Annotated in this window: 10 protein-coding genes and 1 pseudogene; 8 read left to right on the top strand and 3 right to left on the bottom strand. The window is 72.6% G+C overall.

Translation table 11 applies throughout. The annotated features are described in order from the left end of the window. Positions 1-92 precede the first annotated feature (92 nt). From AXW62_RS08925 to AXW62_RS08905, 5 genes and pseudogenes are all read left to right on the top strand, one after another. Positions 93-890: a hypothetical protein gene (locus tag AXW62_RS08925; RefSeq protein WP_060944017.1), complete on the top strand. Its 798-nt coding sequence runs from the start codon at positions 93-95 to the stop codon at positions 888-890. Between the two features lie 235 nt (positions 891-1,125). Then, positions 1,126-1,971: a DegV family protein gene (locus AXW62_RS08920; RefSeq protein WP_060944016.1), complete on the top strand. Its 846-nt coding sequence runs from the start codon at positions 1,126-1,128 to the stop codon at positions 1,969-1,971. Positions 1,972-2,376: 405 nt separating this feature from the next. Next, positions 2,377-3,489 (top strand): ComEA family DNA-binding protein, encoded by a 1,113-nt coding sequence (locus AXW62_RS08915; protein WP_252368551.1) that lies wholly within the window; start codon positions 2,377-2,379, stop codon positions 3,487-3,489. Between the two features lie 1,031 nt (positions 3,490-4,520). After that, positions 4,521-6,734 (top strand): annotated as a pseudogene (locus tag AXW62_RS40610) (ComEC/Rec2 family competence protein); the annotation flags it as partial. A 91-nt stretch (positions 6,735-6,825) separates the two neighbouring features. Next, on the top strand, positions 6,826-7,494 hold the full coding sequence (locus AXW62_RS08905) for an O-methyltransferase (RefSeq protein ID WP_060944014.1): 669 nt from the start codon (positions 6,826-6,828) through the stop codon (positions 7,492-7,494). A 389-nt stretch (positions 7,495-7,883) separates the two neighbouring features. On the opposite strand, the gene AXW62_RS08900 is transcribed toward AXW62_RS08905, so the two are convergent. Next, complete coding sequence (locus AXW62_RS08900; RefSeq protein ID WP_060944013.1) at positions 7,884-8,171, bottom strand: hypothetical protein; 288 nt, start codon at positions 8,169-8,171, stop codon at positions 7,884-7,886. A gap of 44 nt (positions 8,172-8,215) precedes the next feature. On the opposite strand from AXW62_RS08900, the gene holA reads away from it, so the two are divergent. Continuing rightward, complete coding sequence (gene holA, locus AXW62_RS08895; RefSeq protein WP_060944012.1) at positions 8,216-9,205, top strand: DNA polymerase III subunit delta; 990 nt, start codon at positions 8,216-8,218, stop codon at positions 9,203-9,205. A 265-nt stretch (positions 9,206-9,470) separates the two neighbouring features. Here the strand turns inward: holA and AXW62_RS08890 are convergent, their stop codons facing one another. Both AXW62_RS08890 and rpsT read right to left on the bottom strand, forming a co-directional pair. Next, positions 9,471-10,199, bottom strand: a complete 729-nt coding sequence (locus AXW62_RS08890) for a hypothetical protein (RefSeq protein WP_079115537.1) — start codon at positions 10,197-10,199, stop codon at positions 9,471-9,473. Positions 10,200-10,707: 508 nt separating this feature from the next. Continuing rightward, positions 10,708-10,974, bottom strand: coding sequence for a 30S ribosomal protein S20 (rpsT, locus tag AXW62_RS08885; protein WP_030835534.1), 267 nt, complete (start codon positions 10,972-10,974; stop codon positions 10,708-10,710). 204 nt (positions 10,975-11,178) lie between these two features. Here rpsT and lepA point away from each other — a divergent pair, with 204 nt between their 5' ends. Beyond that, on the top strand, positions 11,179-13,056 hold the full coding sequence (gene lepA, locus AXW62_RS08880) for a translation elongation factor 4 (RefSeq protein WP_030835532.1): 1,878 nt from the start codon (positions 11,179-11,181) through the stop codon (positions 13,054-13,056). A gap of 259 nt (positions 13,057-13,315) precedes the next feature. Then, complete coding sequence (locus AXW62_RS08875; protein WP_060944035.1) at positions 13,316-15,205, top strand: AMP-dependent synthetase/ligase; 1,890 nt, start codon at positions 13,316-13,318, stop codon at positions 15,203-15,205. The last annotated feature ends 189 nt before the right edge of the window (positions 15,206-15,394 follow it).

Raw genomic sequence — 15,394 nt, 5'->3', positions numbered from 1 at the left:
GGAGGTTCGTCAGGAACCTCCGGCCCGCCCGGCGCGTTTACGCTGGGAGGACGACCGCCACCGCGCCGTGACCGCCGCCCCAAGGAGCGCACATGGAAGCCATCTGGATCCTGTTGCTGCTTTTCGTGTTGATCATGCTGCTGGGTGTCTACGCGGCCGTGCGAACGGTCAGGGCGGCCAAGCGCGGTATCGACCGCACCGTGCACCAGGCCCGCCGCACGGTGGAGGAGACCAGACTCCGGGCCCGGCAGCTCGCCCAGCCGGGCGCGGCCGGTGACCTCGCCCAGCTACGGCTCTCCCTGCGCGGCTCGATGCGCGCCACCGAGCAGGCGCTCCAGGCAGCCGCCCCGCAAGACCGCTCCCTCTCGGAGTCGTTGGGCCTGTTCCAGCGGCTGAGCGCGCATGCGCAGGATCTGGACGCGGATCTGAAGCGGCTGGAGCAGGAGCCCGACAAGGCCCGTATCGCGGCCCTGCTGCCCGAGCTGCGGCAGCGTACGCAGCGGATCACCCACTCCGCCGACTCGCTGCGCTGGGCGGTGCAGGAGCGGACACAGCGGTTGGCACACGACGATCTGGACTCGCTGGGCCGCGAGATCGAGCTGGAGACCGGGGCGCTGCGGCACTGGACGGCGGCGGAGCCGGAGGGTCCGCGGACGGAGACGCCGGGGACGGAGGCGCCGGGGCCTGGGGCGGGGGCCCGGCCGACGCCCGAGGCGGAGGCCCGGCTGACCCCTGAACCGGGGCCGCGGACGGGGCCCGAGGCGGGGAGGGAGCCGGAGTCGCCCCCGTCCCCGCCCGCGCTCGGAGCGACGCCGACGGAGCCCCGTACGTGGCAGAACTCCTGGCAGAAGCCCTGGCAGGAGCCCACCCGCCCCGAGAACCCGGCCTGAGAACGGCGAGAGCCCGGTCAGCACGCCGAGAGCCCGGCCTGAGAACGGCGAGAGCCCGGTCAGCACGCCGAGGACCCGGCCTGAGAAAGCTGAGAGCCGGGTCTGAGCACGCCGAGAACCCGATCTGAGAACAGGAAGCTGAGCCACGTCTGAACAGGGCATGATCGGAAAGGCAATTGATCATCCGCTGGGGTCGCGCTGTGAGCGGACTCCCTCCACCGATAACCTCCCAGTCATGTCCCGCCATGTCGCGATCGTGACCGATTCCACGGCTTACTTGCCGCCGGATGCGATGGAGCGGCATCGCATCACCTCCGTACCGCTGACGGTGGTGCTCGGAGACCGGGCGCTGGAGGAAGGCACCGAGATCTCGGCCCGGTCCCTCGCGCAGGCGTTGCAGAAGCGCAAGTCGGTGACGACGTCCCGGCCCAGTCCGGAGATGTTCGCGGCCGCCTACCGGGCCGCCGCCGAGGAGGGCGCGACGGGCATCGTCTCCCTGCATCTGTCGGCCGAGTTCTCCGGCACCTATGACGCGGCGGTGCTCGCGGCGCAGGACGCACCCGTTCCGGTGCGGGTGGTGGACAGCGGAATGGTCGCGATGGCACTCGGCTTCTGCGCGCTGGCGGCGGCCGAGACGGCGGAGGGCGGCGGGACGCTGGACGAGGCCGTGGCGGCGGCGGAGAAACGTGCCGACGGCACCGCCGCCTACTTCTACGTCGACACCCTCGACTATCTGCGGCGCGGCGGCCGCATCGGCGCGGCCCAGGCCCTGCTCGGCTCGGCGCTCGCGGTCAAACCGCTGCTCCAATTGGATGAGGGCCGGATCGAGCTGCGGGAGAAGGTCCGCACCGCCTCGAAGGCCATCGCCCGGCTCGAGGAGATCGTGGTGGAGCGGGCGGGGCGAAGCCCGGTGGACATCGCGGTGCAGCATCTGGCGGCGGGCGAACGGGCGGCGGCGCTCGCGGAGCGGTTGCGGGAGCGGGTGCCAGGGCTGGAGGAGCTCTACGTGAGCGAGGTCGGCGCGGTGATCGGGGCGCACACCGGACCGGGGCTGCTGGGAGCGGTGGTCTCTCCGCGGTAGCGGAGGGTGGCGGTGGTGGGGTGGGCGGCGAGTGGTCGGGGGACTCACCCGGTGGGGTGACTGAGTTGTCCACAACCTGGGGGTTATCCCCGGAAAACGCGGTCGGTCGGTGCGATCGGCCGCGGGTGTCTACCGTCAGGTGGCATGAGGTCACGATCACGCACGGTAATCAGCGCGGGGCCGGGGCGCGGCCGCCATCGCGACGTCGGGGCGGGACGCCGGCCGCGCCCGCCATCCGGCACCGGACCGTCCCGGGCCGGAAGCCGCCACGGCGGCGCACCCCGCCGTACCCACCCGACCGCACCCGCACGTGCCACTCGCGCGGCGGCGCTCTTCGCCAGGTCGCCGGCGCCCCCGGCCGCGGCCGGATCGCGCGCTCTGGGCAGCCGGGACGGGCCGAAAGGTGTGACGGGGGTCGGGGGCGAGGGGCTCCCGGGCAAGGACTTTCCGGCGGAGAGTCTCCCGGCGGGGAGCCTCCCGGCGGAGAGCCCAGCGGAGAGTCTCCCGGCCGATGGCTTCTCGGCGGAGGGCGACCTGGCCGAGAGCCGGATGGCCGGGGGGTTCCAGGCCGAGAGCCGTCTGGTGGGGGGCTTTCCGGCCGAGAGCCGTCTGGCCGAGAGCCGTCTGGCCGGGGGCCGTCTGGCCGGGGGCTTGCCGGACAAGGACGCGCGGGGCGAGGGCGCGGAGGAGAGGCGGAAGGAGGAGCCCGGGCCGCCTGAGGACGGTCCGCTGCGCCGCCGTGACCGGGTGGGGCTGGCTCTGCGTGAGCGGCTGCCGGTGTGGCTTCAGGTGCGCTGCGGTATGGAGCTCAGAACGGTCGCCGCCCTGGCCATCGTCCTGCTCGCCGCGGTGGCCTTCGCGGCCTACCACTTCTGGACCGGCCGCCCACAGACCGTGCGGGCACCGGACCCGGAGCCCGCACGCGCCGCGCCCTCCGGACCCGGCCCGATGACCGCCGGGCGGCCCACCCCCTCCGGCGGCGGTGGTCGGACGGTCGTGGTGGATGTGACGGGCAAGGTCCGGCGCCCGGGGCTGCGGAAACTGCCGCCCGGGGCGAGGGTCGCCGATGCCCTGGAAGCGGCGGGCGGGGTACGGCCGGGCGCCGACCTGAGCGGGCTGAACCGGGCCCGCCCGCTGGTGGACGGAGAGCAGATTGTGGTCGGCGCCCCCGCGGGCGGCCCGGCCGCACCGGGCGGGGCCGCCGCCCCGGCCGCCGGTGTGCCGAACGGGCCGAGCGGGTCGAACACGGTGAACGGGCCGAGCGCGCCGAGCGGGCCGGACGCGGCGAGTGCCCCGGCCGGACCGGTCGGCGTGGGGGCACCCGGCGGTCTGGTCAGCCTCAACTCCGCGACGGCCGAACAGCTTGACACCCTCCCAGGAGTCGGCCCCGTACTGGCCCGGCACATCATCGACTACCGCACCCAGCACGGAGGTTTCCGATCCATTGATGAACTCCGCGAGGTGAACGGCATCGGTGAGCGCCGGTTCGCCGATCTGCGTCCGCTGGTCCGGCCGTGACGGTCGCGAATCCGACACGGGCCCGCGCCCCGGTCCACGCCACGGCCGCGTCCCCGCGCGGTGCCTCACAGCCACGCCAGGAAGGCCCGCCCGACCTCCGCCTGGTACCCCCGGCCCTGGCCGCCTGGGCGGCCGCGGCCCTCGCCCTGGACGCGCCCGTCCATACGGTGACCCTGGCCTGCACCCTGGCCTCCCTCGTGGCGGCCGTCCTGCTCATCAGGGCTCGCCGACGAGCCACCCCGGCACCGGGTGGACGACGGCGTGGTGAACCCCGCTCGCGGCGTGGTCCGGACGCCTCCTCACCCGTGCTCCGTTCGGATGCCTGGGCCGCGCTCGAGCCCGCCGCGCCGCAGCCGGGCGGCACCGCGCCCCGGCCACGGGGGCAGGGGCGGAAGGGACCACGGTTGACGGCCGGACGGTCCTCCGGTGCTGGGTCCGGGGCGTCTGGTGCCGCATCCGGTTCGCCTGGTGCCGGGTCCGGTGCTGCGTCCGGGTCGTCTGGTTCTGGGTCCGGGGAGTCTGGTGCCGCGCCTGGCGTCCTGCCCGGGGCGTCTGGTGCTGGGGCCGGGGCGCTTGGTGCCGTGCCTGGCGCCGCGCCAGGGTCGTCTGGTGTCGCGTCAGGGCCGTCCTGCGCTGCATCTGGTTCGCCTGGTGCCGGGCCCGGTGCTGTGCCCAGGGCGCCTGATGCCGGGTCCGGTGCTGCGCCCGGGGCGTCTGGTGCCGTGCTTGGCGTTCGGCCAGAGACGTCCGGCGTCCTGCCCGGGGCGCCCCGGGCCGCGCCTGGGCCGCCTGGTGTCGTACCCGGGCCGTCCGGTGCCGCGTTCGGCGCCTCCTCCCGGTCGCCTGGTGCCGCATCCGGCGCTGGGCCCGGGGTGCGTGGCGCCGCGTCCGGTCTCGGACCTGGGGCCCGTGGGCGGATGGGTGGGCGGATGGGCAGTGGCGCGAGCCGCGACGCGCTGGGGGAGCAGGCGGCATCGCCGCTGCGAGCCGTCGCGTGGCGTGGACGGCGTGCGGCGGGGGCGGTGGCGGCGATGCTGCTGTGCGGGGCCGCCGCGGGGGCGGTCGCCGGGCTGCACGGGGCGGACGTGCGGACCGGCCCGGTGCCCGCGCTGGCCCGGGAATACGCCGAGGCCACGGCCGAGGTGACCGTCACGGGGGATCCACGGCTCACCCGGCCACGGGTGCGTGGCGCCGCGCTCGCGCCCACCTCCGTGGTTCTCGAAGCCGAGGTCACCCGCGTCACCGGGCCGGGCGGCACCACGACCGCCACCCGGGCCCCCGTCCTGCTGACGGTCCACCCCGGGGCACGCGAGCAGCGGGCGGCCTGGCTCGGGCTGCTGCCGTCCACCCGTCTGCGCGTCCACGGCCGCCTGGCGCCGCCGCTGCGCGACGGGGACCGTATCGCGGCCGTCGTGCGCGTGAGCGGCGGGGCCCCACGGGTCACGGGTGCGCCCAGCGCGGTACAGCGGCTGGCCGGGCGGCTGCGCGCGGGGCTGCGCACCGCGGCCGACGGGCTCTCGCCGGACGCGCGGGCCCTGCTCCCGGCGCTGGTCGTGGGGGACACCTCACGCGTGCCGCCCGAGCTGGACGAGGCGTTCCGGGCCACGGACATGCTTCATCTGATGGCCGTCTCGGGGAGCAACCTGACGCTGGTGCTCGCGCTGCTCACGGGTCCGCCACGGTTGGCCGGGCGGGCCGAGCGGCGTGGACTCGCGGGCGCGCTCGGTATCCGGCTGCGGACCACCGCCCTGCTCGGCGGCGGGCTCACGCTCGCCTTCGTCATCGTCTGCAGACCCGAGCCCAGCGTGCTGCGCGCCGCGGCCTGCGGGCTGATCACGCTGCTCGCCCTCGGCACCGGCCGCCGCCGCTCCCTGCTCCCGGCCCTGGCCGCCGCCGTCCTCGCGCTGGTGCTCTACGACCCCTGGCTGGCCCGGAGCTACGGGTTTCTGCTCTCCGTGCTGGCCACCGGTGCGCTGCTCACCTTCGCGCCGGGATGGAGCGCGGCCCTGCGGCGCCGTGGTGTACCGCCCCGGGTGGCCGAGGCGCTGGCGGCCGCCGCCGCGGCCCAGGCGGTCTGCGCACCGGTCGTGGTGGCGATGGCCGCGAGGGCCAGTCTGGTGGCCGTCCCGTGCAATCTCATCGCCGAGGTGGCGGTTGCCCCCGCCACCGTCCTCGGGTTCGCCGCGCTCGCGGTGGCCGCCGTCGCGCCGCCCGTCGCCGAGTGGATCGCCTGGCCGGCGGGTTGGCCCGCCGGATGGATCGCCCAGGTGGCCCGTACCGGCGCGGCGCTGCCCGGCGCCGAGGTGGACTGGCCGGGCGGCTGGACCGGCGGGCTGCTGCTGGCCGCCGTCACCCTGGCCGTGGTCCTCGCGGGCCGCCGGTTGCTGCGCCACCGACTGCTGTGCGCCGTGTGCGCGCTGCTGTTGCTGCTGGCCGTCGTGCGTCCGGCACCCCTGGCCCGGGTCATCACCGGCTGGCCACCGCCCGGTTGGCGGATGGTGGCGTGCGATGTGGGGCAGGGCGACGCCCTGGTCCTGGCCGCGGGACCCGGCACGGCCGTCGTCGTGGACACCGGACCCGAGCCGCGGGCCGTCGACCGCTGTCTGCGTTCCCTGGGCGTCGTGCGGATCCCGCTTCTGGTGCTCACCCACTTCCACGCCGACCATGTGGCCGGGCTGACCGGGGCGCTGCGCGGGCGCGCGGTCGGTGCCATTGAGACGACCGGTCTGGAAGAGCCGCCCGGTCAGGCCGAGTTCGTGCGGCGCCAGGCCCGGTCGGCGCGGATCCCGGTGGTCCCGGCGGTGCCGGGCGAGCGGCGCCGGTTCGGCCCGCTGTCCTGGGAGGTCCTGTGGCCCGCGCCCGTGTCCACTCCGACCGTGGCCGAGGGGCCGAACGACGCGAGCGTCACCCTGCTGGTCCGTACGGCCGGGCTGACCCTGCTCCTCCTCGGCGACCTCGAACCCCCGGCCCAGCAGTCCCTGCTGACGGCACACCCCGCCCTCCCCGCGGTCGATGTGCTCAAGGTGGCCCACCACGGCTCGGCCTACCAGGAGCCACGGCTGCTCCAGCGCATCCGGCCCCGCCTCGCCCTGATCTCCTGCGGTGCCGACAACCCCTATGGCCATCCGTCGCCCCGCACGATCGCCTCCCTGCGGGCCCAAGGGGCCGCCGTGCTGCGGACCGACACCGATGGGCCGATCGCGGTGACGGGCGGCCCGGAGCTGCGCGCGGTGCTCGGGGGCCGCGGCAGGGCCGCGGAACATTCCGCCGGCCGACGCCGCAGACGGCGTAGGTTCCCCCTCGGAGACTCTGTCAATTCCGAAAGGAAGCGCACTCATGTCGCTTGCGCAATGGACCAAGGTGGACGCGTACTTCAACGGCCTGCTGGCTCCCTCGGACCCGGATCTGGACGCGGCCTTGGAGCACAGCGCGGCCTCGGGACTGCCGCCGCATCAGGTGGCCCCCAACCAGGGCAAGCTGCTGCAGTTGCTGGCCCGGATCCAGGGCGCGCGGACCGTCCTGGAGATCGGCACCTTGGGCGGCTACAGCACCATCTGGCTGGCCAGGGCGCTGCCCGAGGACGGTCGGCTGATCTCGCTGGAGGCCGATCCGGAGTGCGCGGAGGTGGCGCGCGCCAACGTGGCACGGGCCGGGCTGGGCAACGTGGTCGAGATCCGCACCGGCCCGGCGCTGGACTCGCTGCCTCGGCTGGCCGAGGAGGGAGTCGGCCCGTTCGACGTGGTCTTCATCGACGCGGACAAGCCCAACAACCCCGGTTACCTGGAGTGGGCGCTGCGGCTCACCCGGCCGGGCAGCCTGATCATCGGCGACAACGTGGTGCGGGACGGCGCCGTGGCGGACTCGGAGAGCACCGACCCGAAGGTGCGGGGAGTACGGCGGTTCACCGAACTGATCGCCGAGGAGCCGCGGCTGACCGCCACCGCGATACAGACCGTCGGCGAAAAGGGGTACGACGGCTTCGCGCTGGCACTGGTCACGGGCTAGGCGCGTATGACCCGCGCCGGCGCCGGGAAGGGCCCGTGCCGACGCCGGTCACGGGGCGCGGGATGCGACGGTCTCGTCAGGGCGCTGGTCGCCGGGGGCGGGATGCGACGGTCTCGTCAGGGCGCTGGTCGCCGGGGGCGGGATGCGACGGGTTCGTCAGGGCGCTGGCCACTGGGGGCGGGGTGCGGCGGTTTCGTCAGGGCGCTGGTCACCGGGGGCAGGTACGGCGGTTTCGTCAGGGCGCTGGTCACCGGGGGCAGGTACGACGGGTTCGTCAGGGTGCTGGTCAATGGGGGCGGGTACGACGGGTTCGCGACGGAACTGGTCACCGGGGGAAAGAGGCAGACGGCCTGCGACGGGCAGTGGCCGGGTGTCGGCCACGCACCCGGCTATTCCGGCCATTCGGCCTCCAGCCAGCCGTCGTACTCGTCCGCGAACGCGTCCAGCGCCGCCGGGTCCAGCTCCCCGGCCGGGTCCTCGACCACCACCAGCCACTGGGCGTCCTCGGCGTCGTCCTCGCCCGCCAGCGCGTCCCGCACCAGCTGGGGCTCCTGGGTGACGCCGAAGCGCTCGGGCAGCGCCTCGGCCACCTCCTCCGCCGCGTCGCGGTCGGGCAGCACCAGCAGGTGCCGGGCGCCAGTCAGTCCCTCATCGATCACCGGAACATTGTCGGACATCCGGACGGCCGCGCTGTCGGTGGTCCGTGGGATGCTGGACCGCGATGGCCAGGAAGACGACGACCGACGATCCGCTCGCCCCCGTGACCCTCGCCGTGGGGCAGGAGGAGCTGCTGCTCGACCGCGCCGTGCAGCAGGTGGTGGCGGCCGCGCACGCGGCCGACCCCGATACCGACGTGCGCGATCTCATGCCCGACGCGCTGCGGCCCGGCACTCTCGCCGAGCTGACCAGCCCCTCGCTCTTCGCCGAGCGCAAGGTCGTGGTGGTACGGAACGCACAGGATCTGACGGCGGACACGATCAAGGACCTGAAGAACTACCTCGGCACCCCCGCCGAGGAGATCACCCTGGTGCTGCTGCACGCGGGCGGGGCCAAGGGCAAGGGGCTGCTCGACGCCGCCCGCAAGGCCGGGGCGCGCGAGGTCGCCTGCCCGAAGATGACCAAGCCCGCTGACCGGCTGGCGTTCGTGCGGTCGGAGTTCCGCACCACCGGCCGGTCCGCCACGCCCGAGGCGTGCCAGGCGCTGGTCGACGCCATCGGGAGCGATCTGCGCGAGCTGGCCAGCGCGGTCTCCCAGCTGGTGGCCGATGTCGAGGGCACGATCGACGAGGCCGTCGTGGGCCGGTACTACACCGGCCGCGCCGAGGCGTCCAGCTTCACCGTCGCCGACCGCGCCGTCGAGGGCCGCGCGGCCGAGGCGCTGGAGGCGCTGCGCTGGGCCGTCTCCACCGGGGTGGCGCCGGTGCTGATCACCAGCGCCCTGGCCCAGGGCGTCCGCGCCATTGGCAAGCTGGCCTCGGCGCCGCGTGGCGCCCGCCCCGGTGACCTGGCCCGTGAGCTGGGCATGCCGCCGTGGAAGATCGACCGGGTGCGGCAGCAGATGCGCGGCTGGTCGGCGGACGGGGTGGCGGTCGCGCTGCGCGCCGTCGCCGAGGCCGACGCGGGGGTCAAGGGCGGCGGAGACGATCCGGAGTACGCCCTGGAGAAGGCGGTCGTCACGATCGCCCGCGCCGCCCGAGCGGGCCGGGGCTAGCCGTCGGCTAGCCGAGCGAAGGCCCCGCCCCCCGGCTGAGGGCCCGCTCACGGCCGAGGGCTTGTCCCCCGGCTGGGGGGCCGTTCACGGCCGAGGGTTTGTCCCCCGGCTGAGCACCCGCCCCCGGCTGGGGGTCCGTCCCTCGGCTGAGGGCCCGGCCTCGGCTGAGCGCCCGTCCCCATGGCCGAGGGCCCAGGACCTGATCAGCGCCCGGCCCGGCCTGGGCAGGACCCGGCTGGGCGCCCTGTCCAGGCCGGGCCCGTGGTCACTCCTTCATCTTCTCCAGCGTCGCCTTGGCGCTCTTCTTGAGCATCTCGGTGGCCTCATCGGGCGTCTTGGCCTTGGTGCTGGAGGAGGACGACACATACTCCGACCAGGTCGACTGGTAGGTCATCCAGCCGTCCCGCACGGCGAGGATCACATAGGCACCGGTGGTGGAGCCGCTCTTGGTCTGCTGCCGCACCACATACGCCTCGTCGCCCAGCCCGCCGACCGGGCTCACCTTGTAGCTGTAGCTGGACGTCTCCTGGTTCTCGTACGCCCGGTACTGGGCCTCGAACTCGGGCTCGGGGTTGGTCTTCTTGTGCAGCGACGCGGAGGTGTAGAGCCACACCGAGGAGTAGTCGTTGCTGACCGCGTCGCTCGGCTCGAAGTCGATGTTGCAGGTCATCGTGTCCAGCGTGGGGCTCTCGGAACTGCTGTGCTGGTCGGACGTCGATCCGCTGTCGTCCTTCTGCCGGTACCCGGAGTCCTCGAAGGGCTGGGCATCCGTCGGGTTGCACAGATTGGTCATGTAGCGGTAGCCCGCGAGATCGGCCTTCGCCTCCCCGTCGAAGCCTCCTGTGGCGAACAGCGCCCCGGCCCAGACCGCCGAGGTGACGACCGCCCCGCCGAGCCCCCACAGCCAGCCCTTGCCGCCGCCCCCGGAGCCCGTGGGCGGCGCCCCGGGAGGCGTGCCCACCGGGCCGTATCCGCCCAGCGGTATGGAAGGCATCGTCGGCTGGGCGTACGGATTGTGCTGGGGCGGTTGGCCCTGCGGCGGTACCTGCCCGTACGGGCCGGGCGGCGGCGGGCCCTGCGGAGACCCCTGAGACGGCTGCTGGGGAGGCCCCGGCGGGAGTCCCTGCGGAGACCCCTGGGGCGGTCCCTGGGGCTGCCCCTGTGGCGGGTTCTGCTGAGGCGGCTGAGGCGGCTGCGACGGCTGGGGCGGCTGCGGCTGTCCGTGTGGGTTGGGTGTCTCCCCCGGTATCGACATGACGTGAACATACCCGAATAAAGCGCGAAAGCCCCGCCTTGTCCTGGGGAAAGGACGTGGCCGGGCCTTCGTGTCGATCAAGTGCGCCGCAGTGCGCGTGGCGAACGCAGGCCGCGTGCGGCGCGGTGCCGCTGACGAATCCGTCGGCTGCCGGTCGGAGCGGGTGAGAGGGACCGCTGTGCCCAAACCGGCGGGGTGGGGCGGTGACGCCCCGGGGAGGAATCAGCCCTGGAGCTCGGCTCTTGGGTCAGCCCTTGAGACCGGCGATCTGCTGGGCGAGCGCCGACTTCTTGTTGGCGGCGTTGTTCTTGTGCAGAACGCCCTTGCTGACGGCCTTGTCGAGCTTGCGCGCGGCGACGCGGGCGGCTTCGGTGGCCTTCTCGGCGTCACCGGCGGCCACGGCCTCGCGGGTGCGGCGGATGGCGGTCTTCAGCTCGGACTTGACCGCCTTGTTGCGCTGGCGCGCCTTCTCGTTCGTCTTGTTCCGCTTGATCTGGGACTTGATGTTCGCCACGTAAAAAGCCTTCGCAGGTTCGTTGGGTATCGCTTGCTTCGTTGTGCGTCCGTGTCCGTGCGAGAGGGGCACAAGACACGGTCGGCCAGGTTACCAGCAGGGTCGATGGCGTCCCAAACCCGGAGGAGGTCGCCATTCATGGGACCATGGACGGGACTGACCCATACCGATAACACCGAGTCCCGCCTAGACACAGGACCCTGCGTGCCCGCGACCCCTACCAATGTGCCGGAGCCGAGCCGTACCGACCCGGCTCTGATCCGTAACTTCTGCATCATCGCGCACATCGACCACGGCAAGTCGACGCTCGCCGACCGCATGCTCCAGCTGACCGGTGTGGTCGAGCAGCGGCAGATGCGCGCGCAGTACCTCGACCGCATGGACATCGAGCGCGAGCGCGGCATCACGATCAAGTCCCAGGCGGTCCGGCTGCCCTGGGCGCCGACGAAGGACGAGGGCGGCGAGCCGGCCACCCACATCCTCAACATGATCGACACCCCCGGCCACGTGGACTTCACCTATGAGGTCTCGCGTTCCCTCGCCGCCTGTGAGGGGTGCATCCTGCTGGTGGACGCGGCCCAGGGCATCGAGGCCCAGACCCTCGCCAACCTCTACCTGGCGATGGAGCACGACCTCACGATCATCCCGGTCCTCAACAAGATCGACCTGCCCGCCGCCCAGCCCGAGAAGTACGCCGCCGAGCTGGCCCATCTCATCGGCTGCGACCCCTCCGACGTGCTCAAGGTCTCCGCCAAGACCGGCGAGGGCGTGGCCGAGCTGCTGGACCGGGTCGTCGAGCTGGTTCCGGCCCCGGTCGGCGTCAAGGACGCCCCCGCCCGTGCGATGATCTTCGACTCCGTCTATGACGCCTACCGGGGCGTCGTGACCTACGTGAAGGTCGTCGACGGCACGCTCAGCAAGCGTGAGCGGATCAGGATGATGTCCACCGGCGCCGCCCATGAGCTGCTGGAGATCGGCACCAACTCCCCGGAGATGACCTCCGCCGACGGGCTGTCCGTGGGCGAGGTGGGCTATCTGATCACCGGTGTGAAGGACGTCCGCCAGTCCAAGGTCGGTGACACGATCACCCAGGTCTCCAACGGCGCGCAGGAGCCGCTGGGCGGCTACAAGGACCCGAAGCCGATGGTGTTCTCGGGGCTGTATCCGCTGGACGGCTCGGACTATCCCGAGCTGCGCGAGGCCCTGGACAAGCTGCAGCTCAACGATGCCGCGCTGGTCTACGAACCGGAGACCTCGGCCGCTCTCGGCTTCGGCTTCCGCGTCGGCTTCCTCGGGCTGCTGCACCTGGAGGTCATCCGTGAGCGCCTGGAGCGCGAGTTCAATCTCGACCTGATCGCCACCGCGCCCAATGTGGTCTACCGGGTGGAGATGGAGGACGGCAGCGAGCACACGGTGACCAACCCCAGCGAGTTCCCGGTGGGCAAGATCGACACGGTGCACGAGCCGGTCGTCCGGGCCACCATCCTCGCCCCGAGCGAGTTCATCGGCGCGATCATGGAGCTGTGCCAGAACCGCCGCGGTGTGCTGCTCGGCATGGACTACCTCTCCGAGGACCGGGTGGAGATCCGTTACACCCTGCCGCTCGCCGAGGTCGTCTTCGACTTCTTCGACCAGCTGAAGTCCAAGACCCGCGGCTATGCCTCGCTCGACTACGAGCCCACCGGTGAGCAGACCTCCGACCTGGTCAAGGTGGACATCCTGCTGCACGGCGACAAGGTGGACGCGTTCTCGGCGATCACCCACAAGGACAAGGCGTACGCGTACGGTGTCCGGCTGGTCGCCAAGCTGCGCGAGCTCATCCCGCGGCAGAACTTCGAGGTGCCCATCCAGGCGGCCATCGGCTCCCGGGTCATCGCCCGTGAGACGGTCCGTGCCATCCGTAAGGACGTCCTCGCCAAGTGCTACGGCGGTGACATCTCCCGTAAGCGGAAGCTGCTGGAGAAGCAGAAGGAAGGCAAGAAGCGGATGAAGATGGTCGGCAGCGTGGAGGTCCCCCAGGAGGCGTTCATCGCGGTGCTGTCGTCCGACTCCGACGGCAAGGACTCCAAGGCGAAGAAGTAGCGGCTCCGAGGCGAGGACGGAACGCCAAGGACCGGAAGACGCCCCGGGCCGGCATCCGGCGCCGGGAGAAGAGCGTGGTCAGCGGGCCCGGCGTGAGGGATGCGCCGGGCCCGCCGCGTGCGTGGGCTCCTCTTGGGCACCTCATGAGGACAACGTGACGCGGACCCCCTTACGCGGTAAGGATTCGGCCCCTACTCTGATCACCACTTGAAGGTTACTCACGAGTCACCAAGCAATGACGCGGGCCCCGGAGGATGCCGTGACCGACACACAGATCCTGCTCGAGAACCGGCCGCCGTCCCTGGCGACGCACTTCCTCCAGCGCGTCGAGGCGACCCCGGACAGGGAGGCGTACCGCTATCCGGTGCCTTCCGCCTCCGGCGAGGGCCCCGACGACTGGCGGTCGCTGACCTGGCGGGAAAGCGCGGACCGGGTCTTCGCCATCGCGGCCGGGCTGATCGATCTGGGGGTCCGCCCCGAGGAGCGGGTGGCGCTGGCCTCCGCCACCCGCGTCGAGTGGGTCCTGGCCGACCTCGGCGTGCTGTGCGCGGGCGCGGCGACCACCACGGTCTACCCCACCACCAACGCCGACGAGACCGCCTTCATCCTCTCCGACTCGGGCAGCCGGGTGCTGATCGCCGAGGACGCGGCCCAGCTCGCCAAGGTGCGGGCGCAGCGCGATGAACTCCCCGAGCTCGCCCATGTGGTGGTGATCAAGGCCGAGGACGCGGTTCCGGCCGCGGACGACCCCGAGGGCTGGGTGCTCTCGCTCACCGAGCTGGAGAAGCGGGGCACGGCCCGTCTGGAGCGCCGTCCGGACGCCGTGCGGGAGCGGATGGACGCCCTGCGCGGCGATCAGCTGGCCACGCTCATCTACACCTCCGGCACCACCGGCCGCCCCAAGGGCGTACGGCTGGCACACGACTCGTGGTCGTACATGGCGATCGTGATCGGCACCCGGGAGGGGCTGCTCTACCCCGACGACGTGCAGTACCTGTGGCTGCCGCTCGCACACGTCTTCGGCAAGGTGCTGACGGCGGGACAGATCTATGTCGGCCACGCCACGGCGGTGGACGGCCGGGTCGACAAGATCATCGAAAATCTGCCGGTGGTCCGGCCGACCTATATGTGTGCCGTGCCGCGGATCTTCGAGAAGGTCTACAACGGGGTGGCCCAGCGGGCGCGCGAGGGCGGGGCGGCCAAGTACAAGATCTTCCAGTGGGCGGCCGGGATCGCCCGGGAGTACGCCAAGACCTCCCAGGACAACTTCCGCCGCACCGGCACCGCCTCCGTGCCCGTCGGTCTCAAGGCCCGGCACGCGGTGGCCGACAAGCTCGTCTACGCCAAGCTGCGCGAGGCGTTCGGCGGCCGGCTGCGGGCCGCGGTGTCCGGCTCCGCCGCGCTCACCCCCGAGATCGGCTACTTCTTCGCGGGCGCCGGTATCAACATCCTGGAGGGCTACGGCCTGACCGAGTCCAGCGCCGCCAGCTTCCTCAACCCGGCGGACTACCGCACCGGCACGGTCGGCAAGGCGTTCCCGGGCCTGGAGGTGCGGCTGGCCGAGGACGGTGAGGTGCTGCTGCGCGGCCCCGGCATCATGCAGGGCTACCACGGGCTGCCGGAGCTGACCGCGCAGGTGCTGGAGTCCGACGGCTGGTTCCACACCGGGGACATCGGGGAGCTGTCCCCCGACGGCTATCTGCGCATCACCGACCGCAAGAAGGACCTGATCAAGACCTCGGGCGGCAAGTACGTCGCCCCGGCGGAGATCGAGGGCCAGTTCAAAGCGGTGTGCCCGTTCGTCTCCAACATCCTGGTGCACGGCGCCGGCCGCAACTACTGCACCGCCCTGATCGCCCTCGACGAGCCGACGATCATGAAGTGGGCGGCCGACCACGGTCTGGAGGGCACGTCCTACGCGGAGGTCGTGGCCTCCGAGGAGGTGCGGGAGCTGATCGAGGGCTATGTGCGCCGGCTCAACGAGGGGCTCCAGCGCTGGCAGACGATCAAGAAGTTCCGGCTGCTGCCGCGCGATCTCGACGTGGAGCACGGGGAGCTGACGCCCAGCCTGAAGCTCAAGCGGCCGGTGGTCGAGCGTGAGTACAAGGGTCTGATCGAGGACATGTACGTGGGCACGAGGGAGGTTTAACGGGCAAGGATACGGTCCGGCGCCGGATTTCCGGTCGACCGGCCCGCCGGACACATGAATTTTCCCCTTATCGCGGTTCACTTGCGTGACTCGGTGCATATCAAGGCGGTCCGTCTGCCACCCTGTCGGTGCCGGATACGGTTACGGACACGGCGTTATGACGGAGCTTCTTCAGGAGCCGCACAGTGG

Source organism: Streptomyces hygroscopicus subsp. hygroscopicus, assembly GCF_001553455.1.
Classification (GTDB): Bacteria; Actinomycetota; Actinomycetes; order Streptomycetales; family Streptomycetaceae; genus Streptomyces; species Streptomyces hygroscopicus.
The sequence above is the reverse complement of the archived record's forward strand: the minus strand, read 5'-3'. Positions and strand labels throughout refer to the sequence as shown.

Excerpts from the sequence above, each read along its gene's own strand:
- AXW62_RS08905 (WP_060944014.1), top strand. The coding sequence starts at position 6,826 with ATGTCGCTTGCGCAATGGACCAAGGTGGACGCGTACTTCAACGGCCTG.
- holA (WP_060944012.1), top strand. The coding sequence starts at position 8,216 with ATGGCCAGGAAGACGACGACCGACGATCCGCTCGCCCCCGTGACCCTC.
- AXW62_RS08890 (WP_079115537.1), bottom strand. The coding sequence starts at position 10,199 with ATGCCTTCCATACCGCTGGGCGGATACGGCCCGGTGGGCACGCCTCCC.
- AXW62_RS08920 (WP_060944016.1), top strand. The coding sequence starts at position 1,126 with ATGTCCCGCCATGTCGCGATCGTGACCGATTCCACGGCTTACTTGCCG.
- AXW62_RS08900 (WP_060944013.1), bottom strand. The coding sequence starts at position 8,171 with ATGTCCGACAATGTTCCGGTGATCGATGAGGGACTGACTGGCGCCCGG.
- AXW62_RS08925 (WP_060944017.1), top strand. The coding sequence starts at position 93 with ATGGAAGCCATCTGGATCCTGTTGCTGCTTTTCGTGTTGATCATGCTG.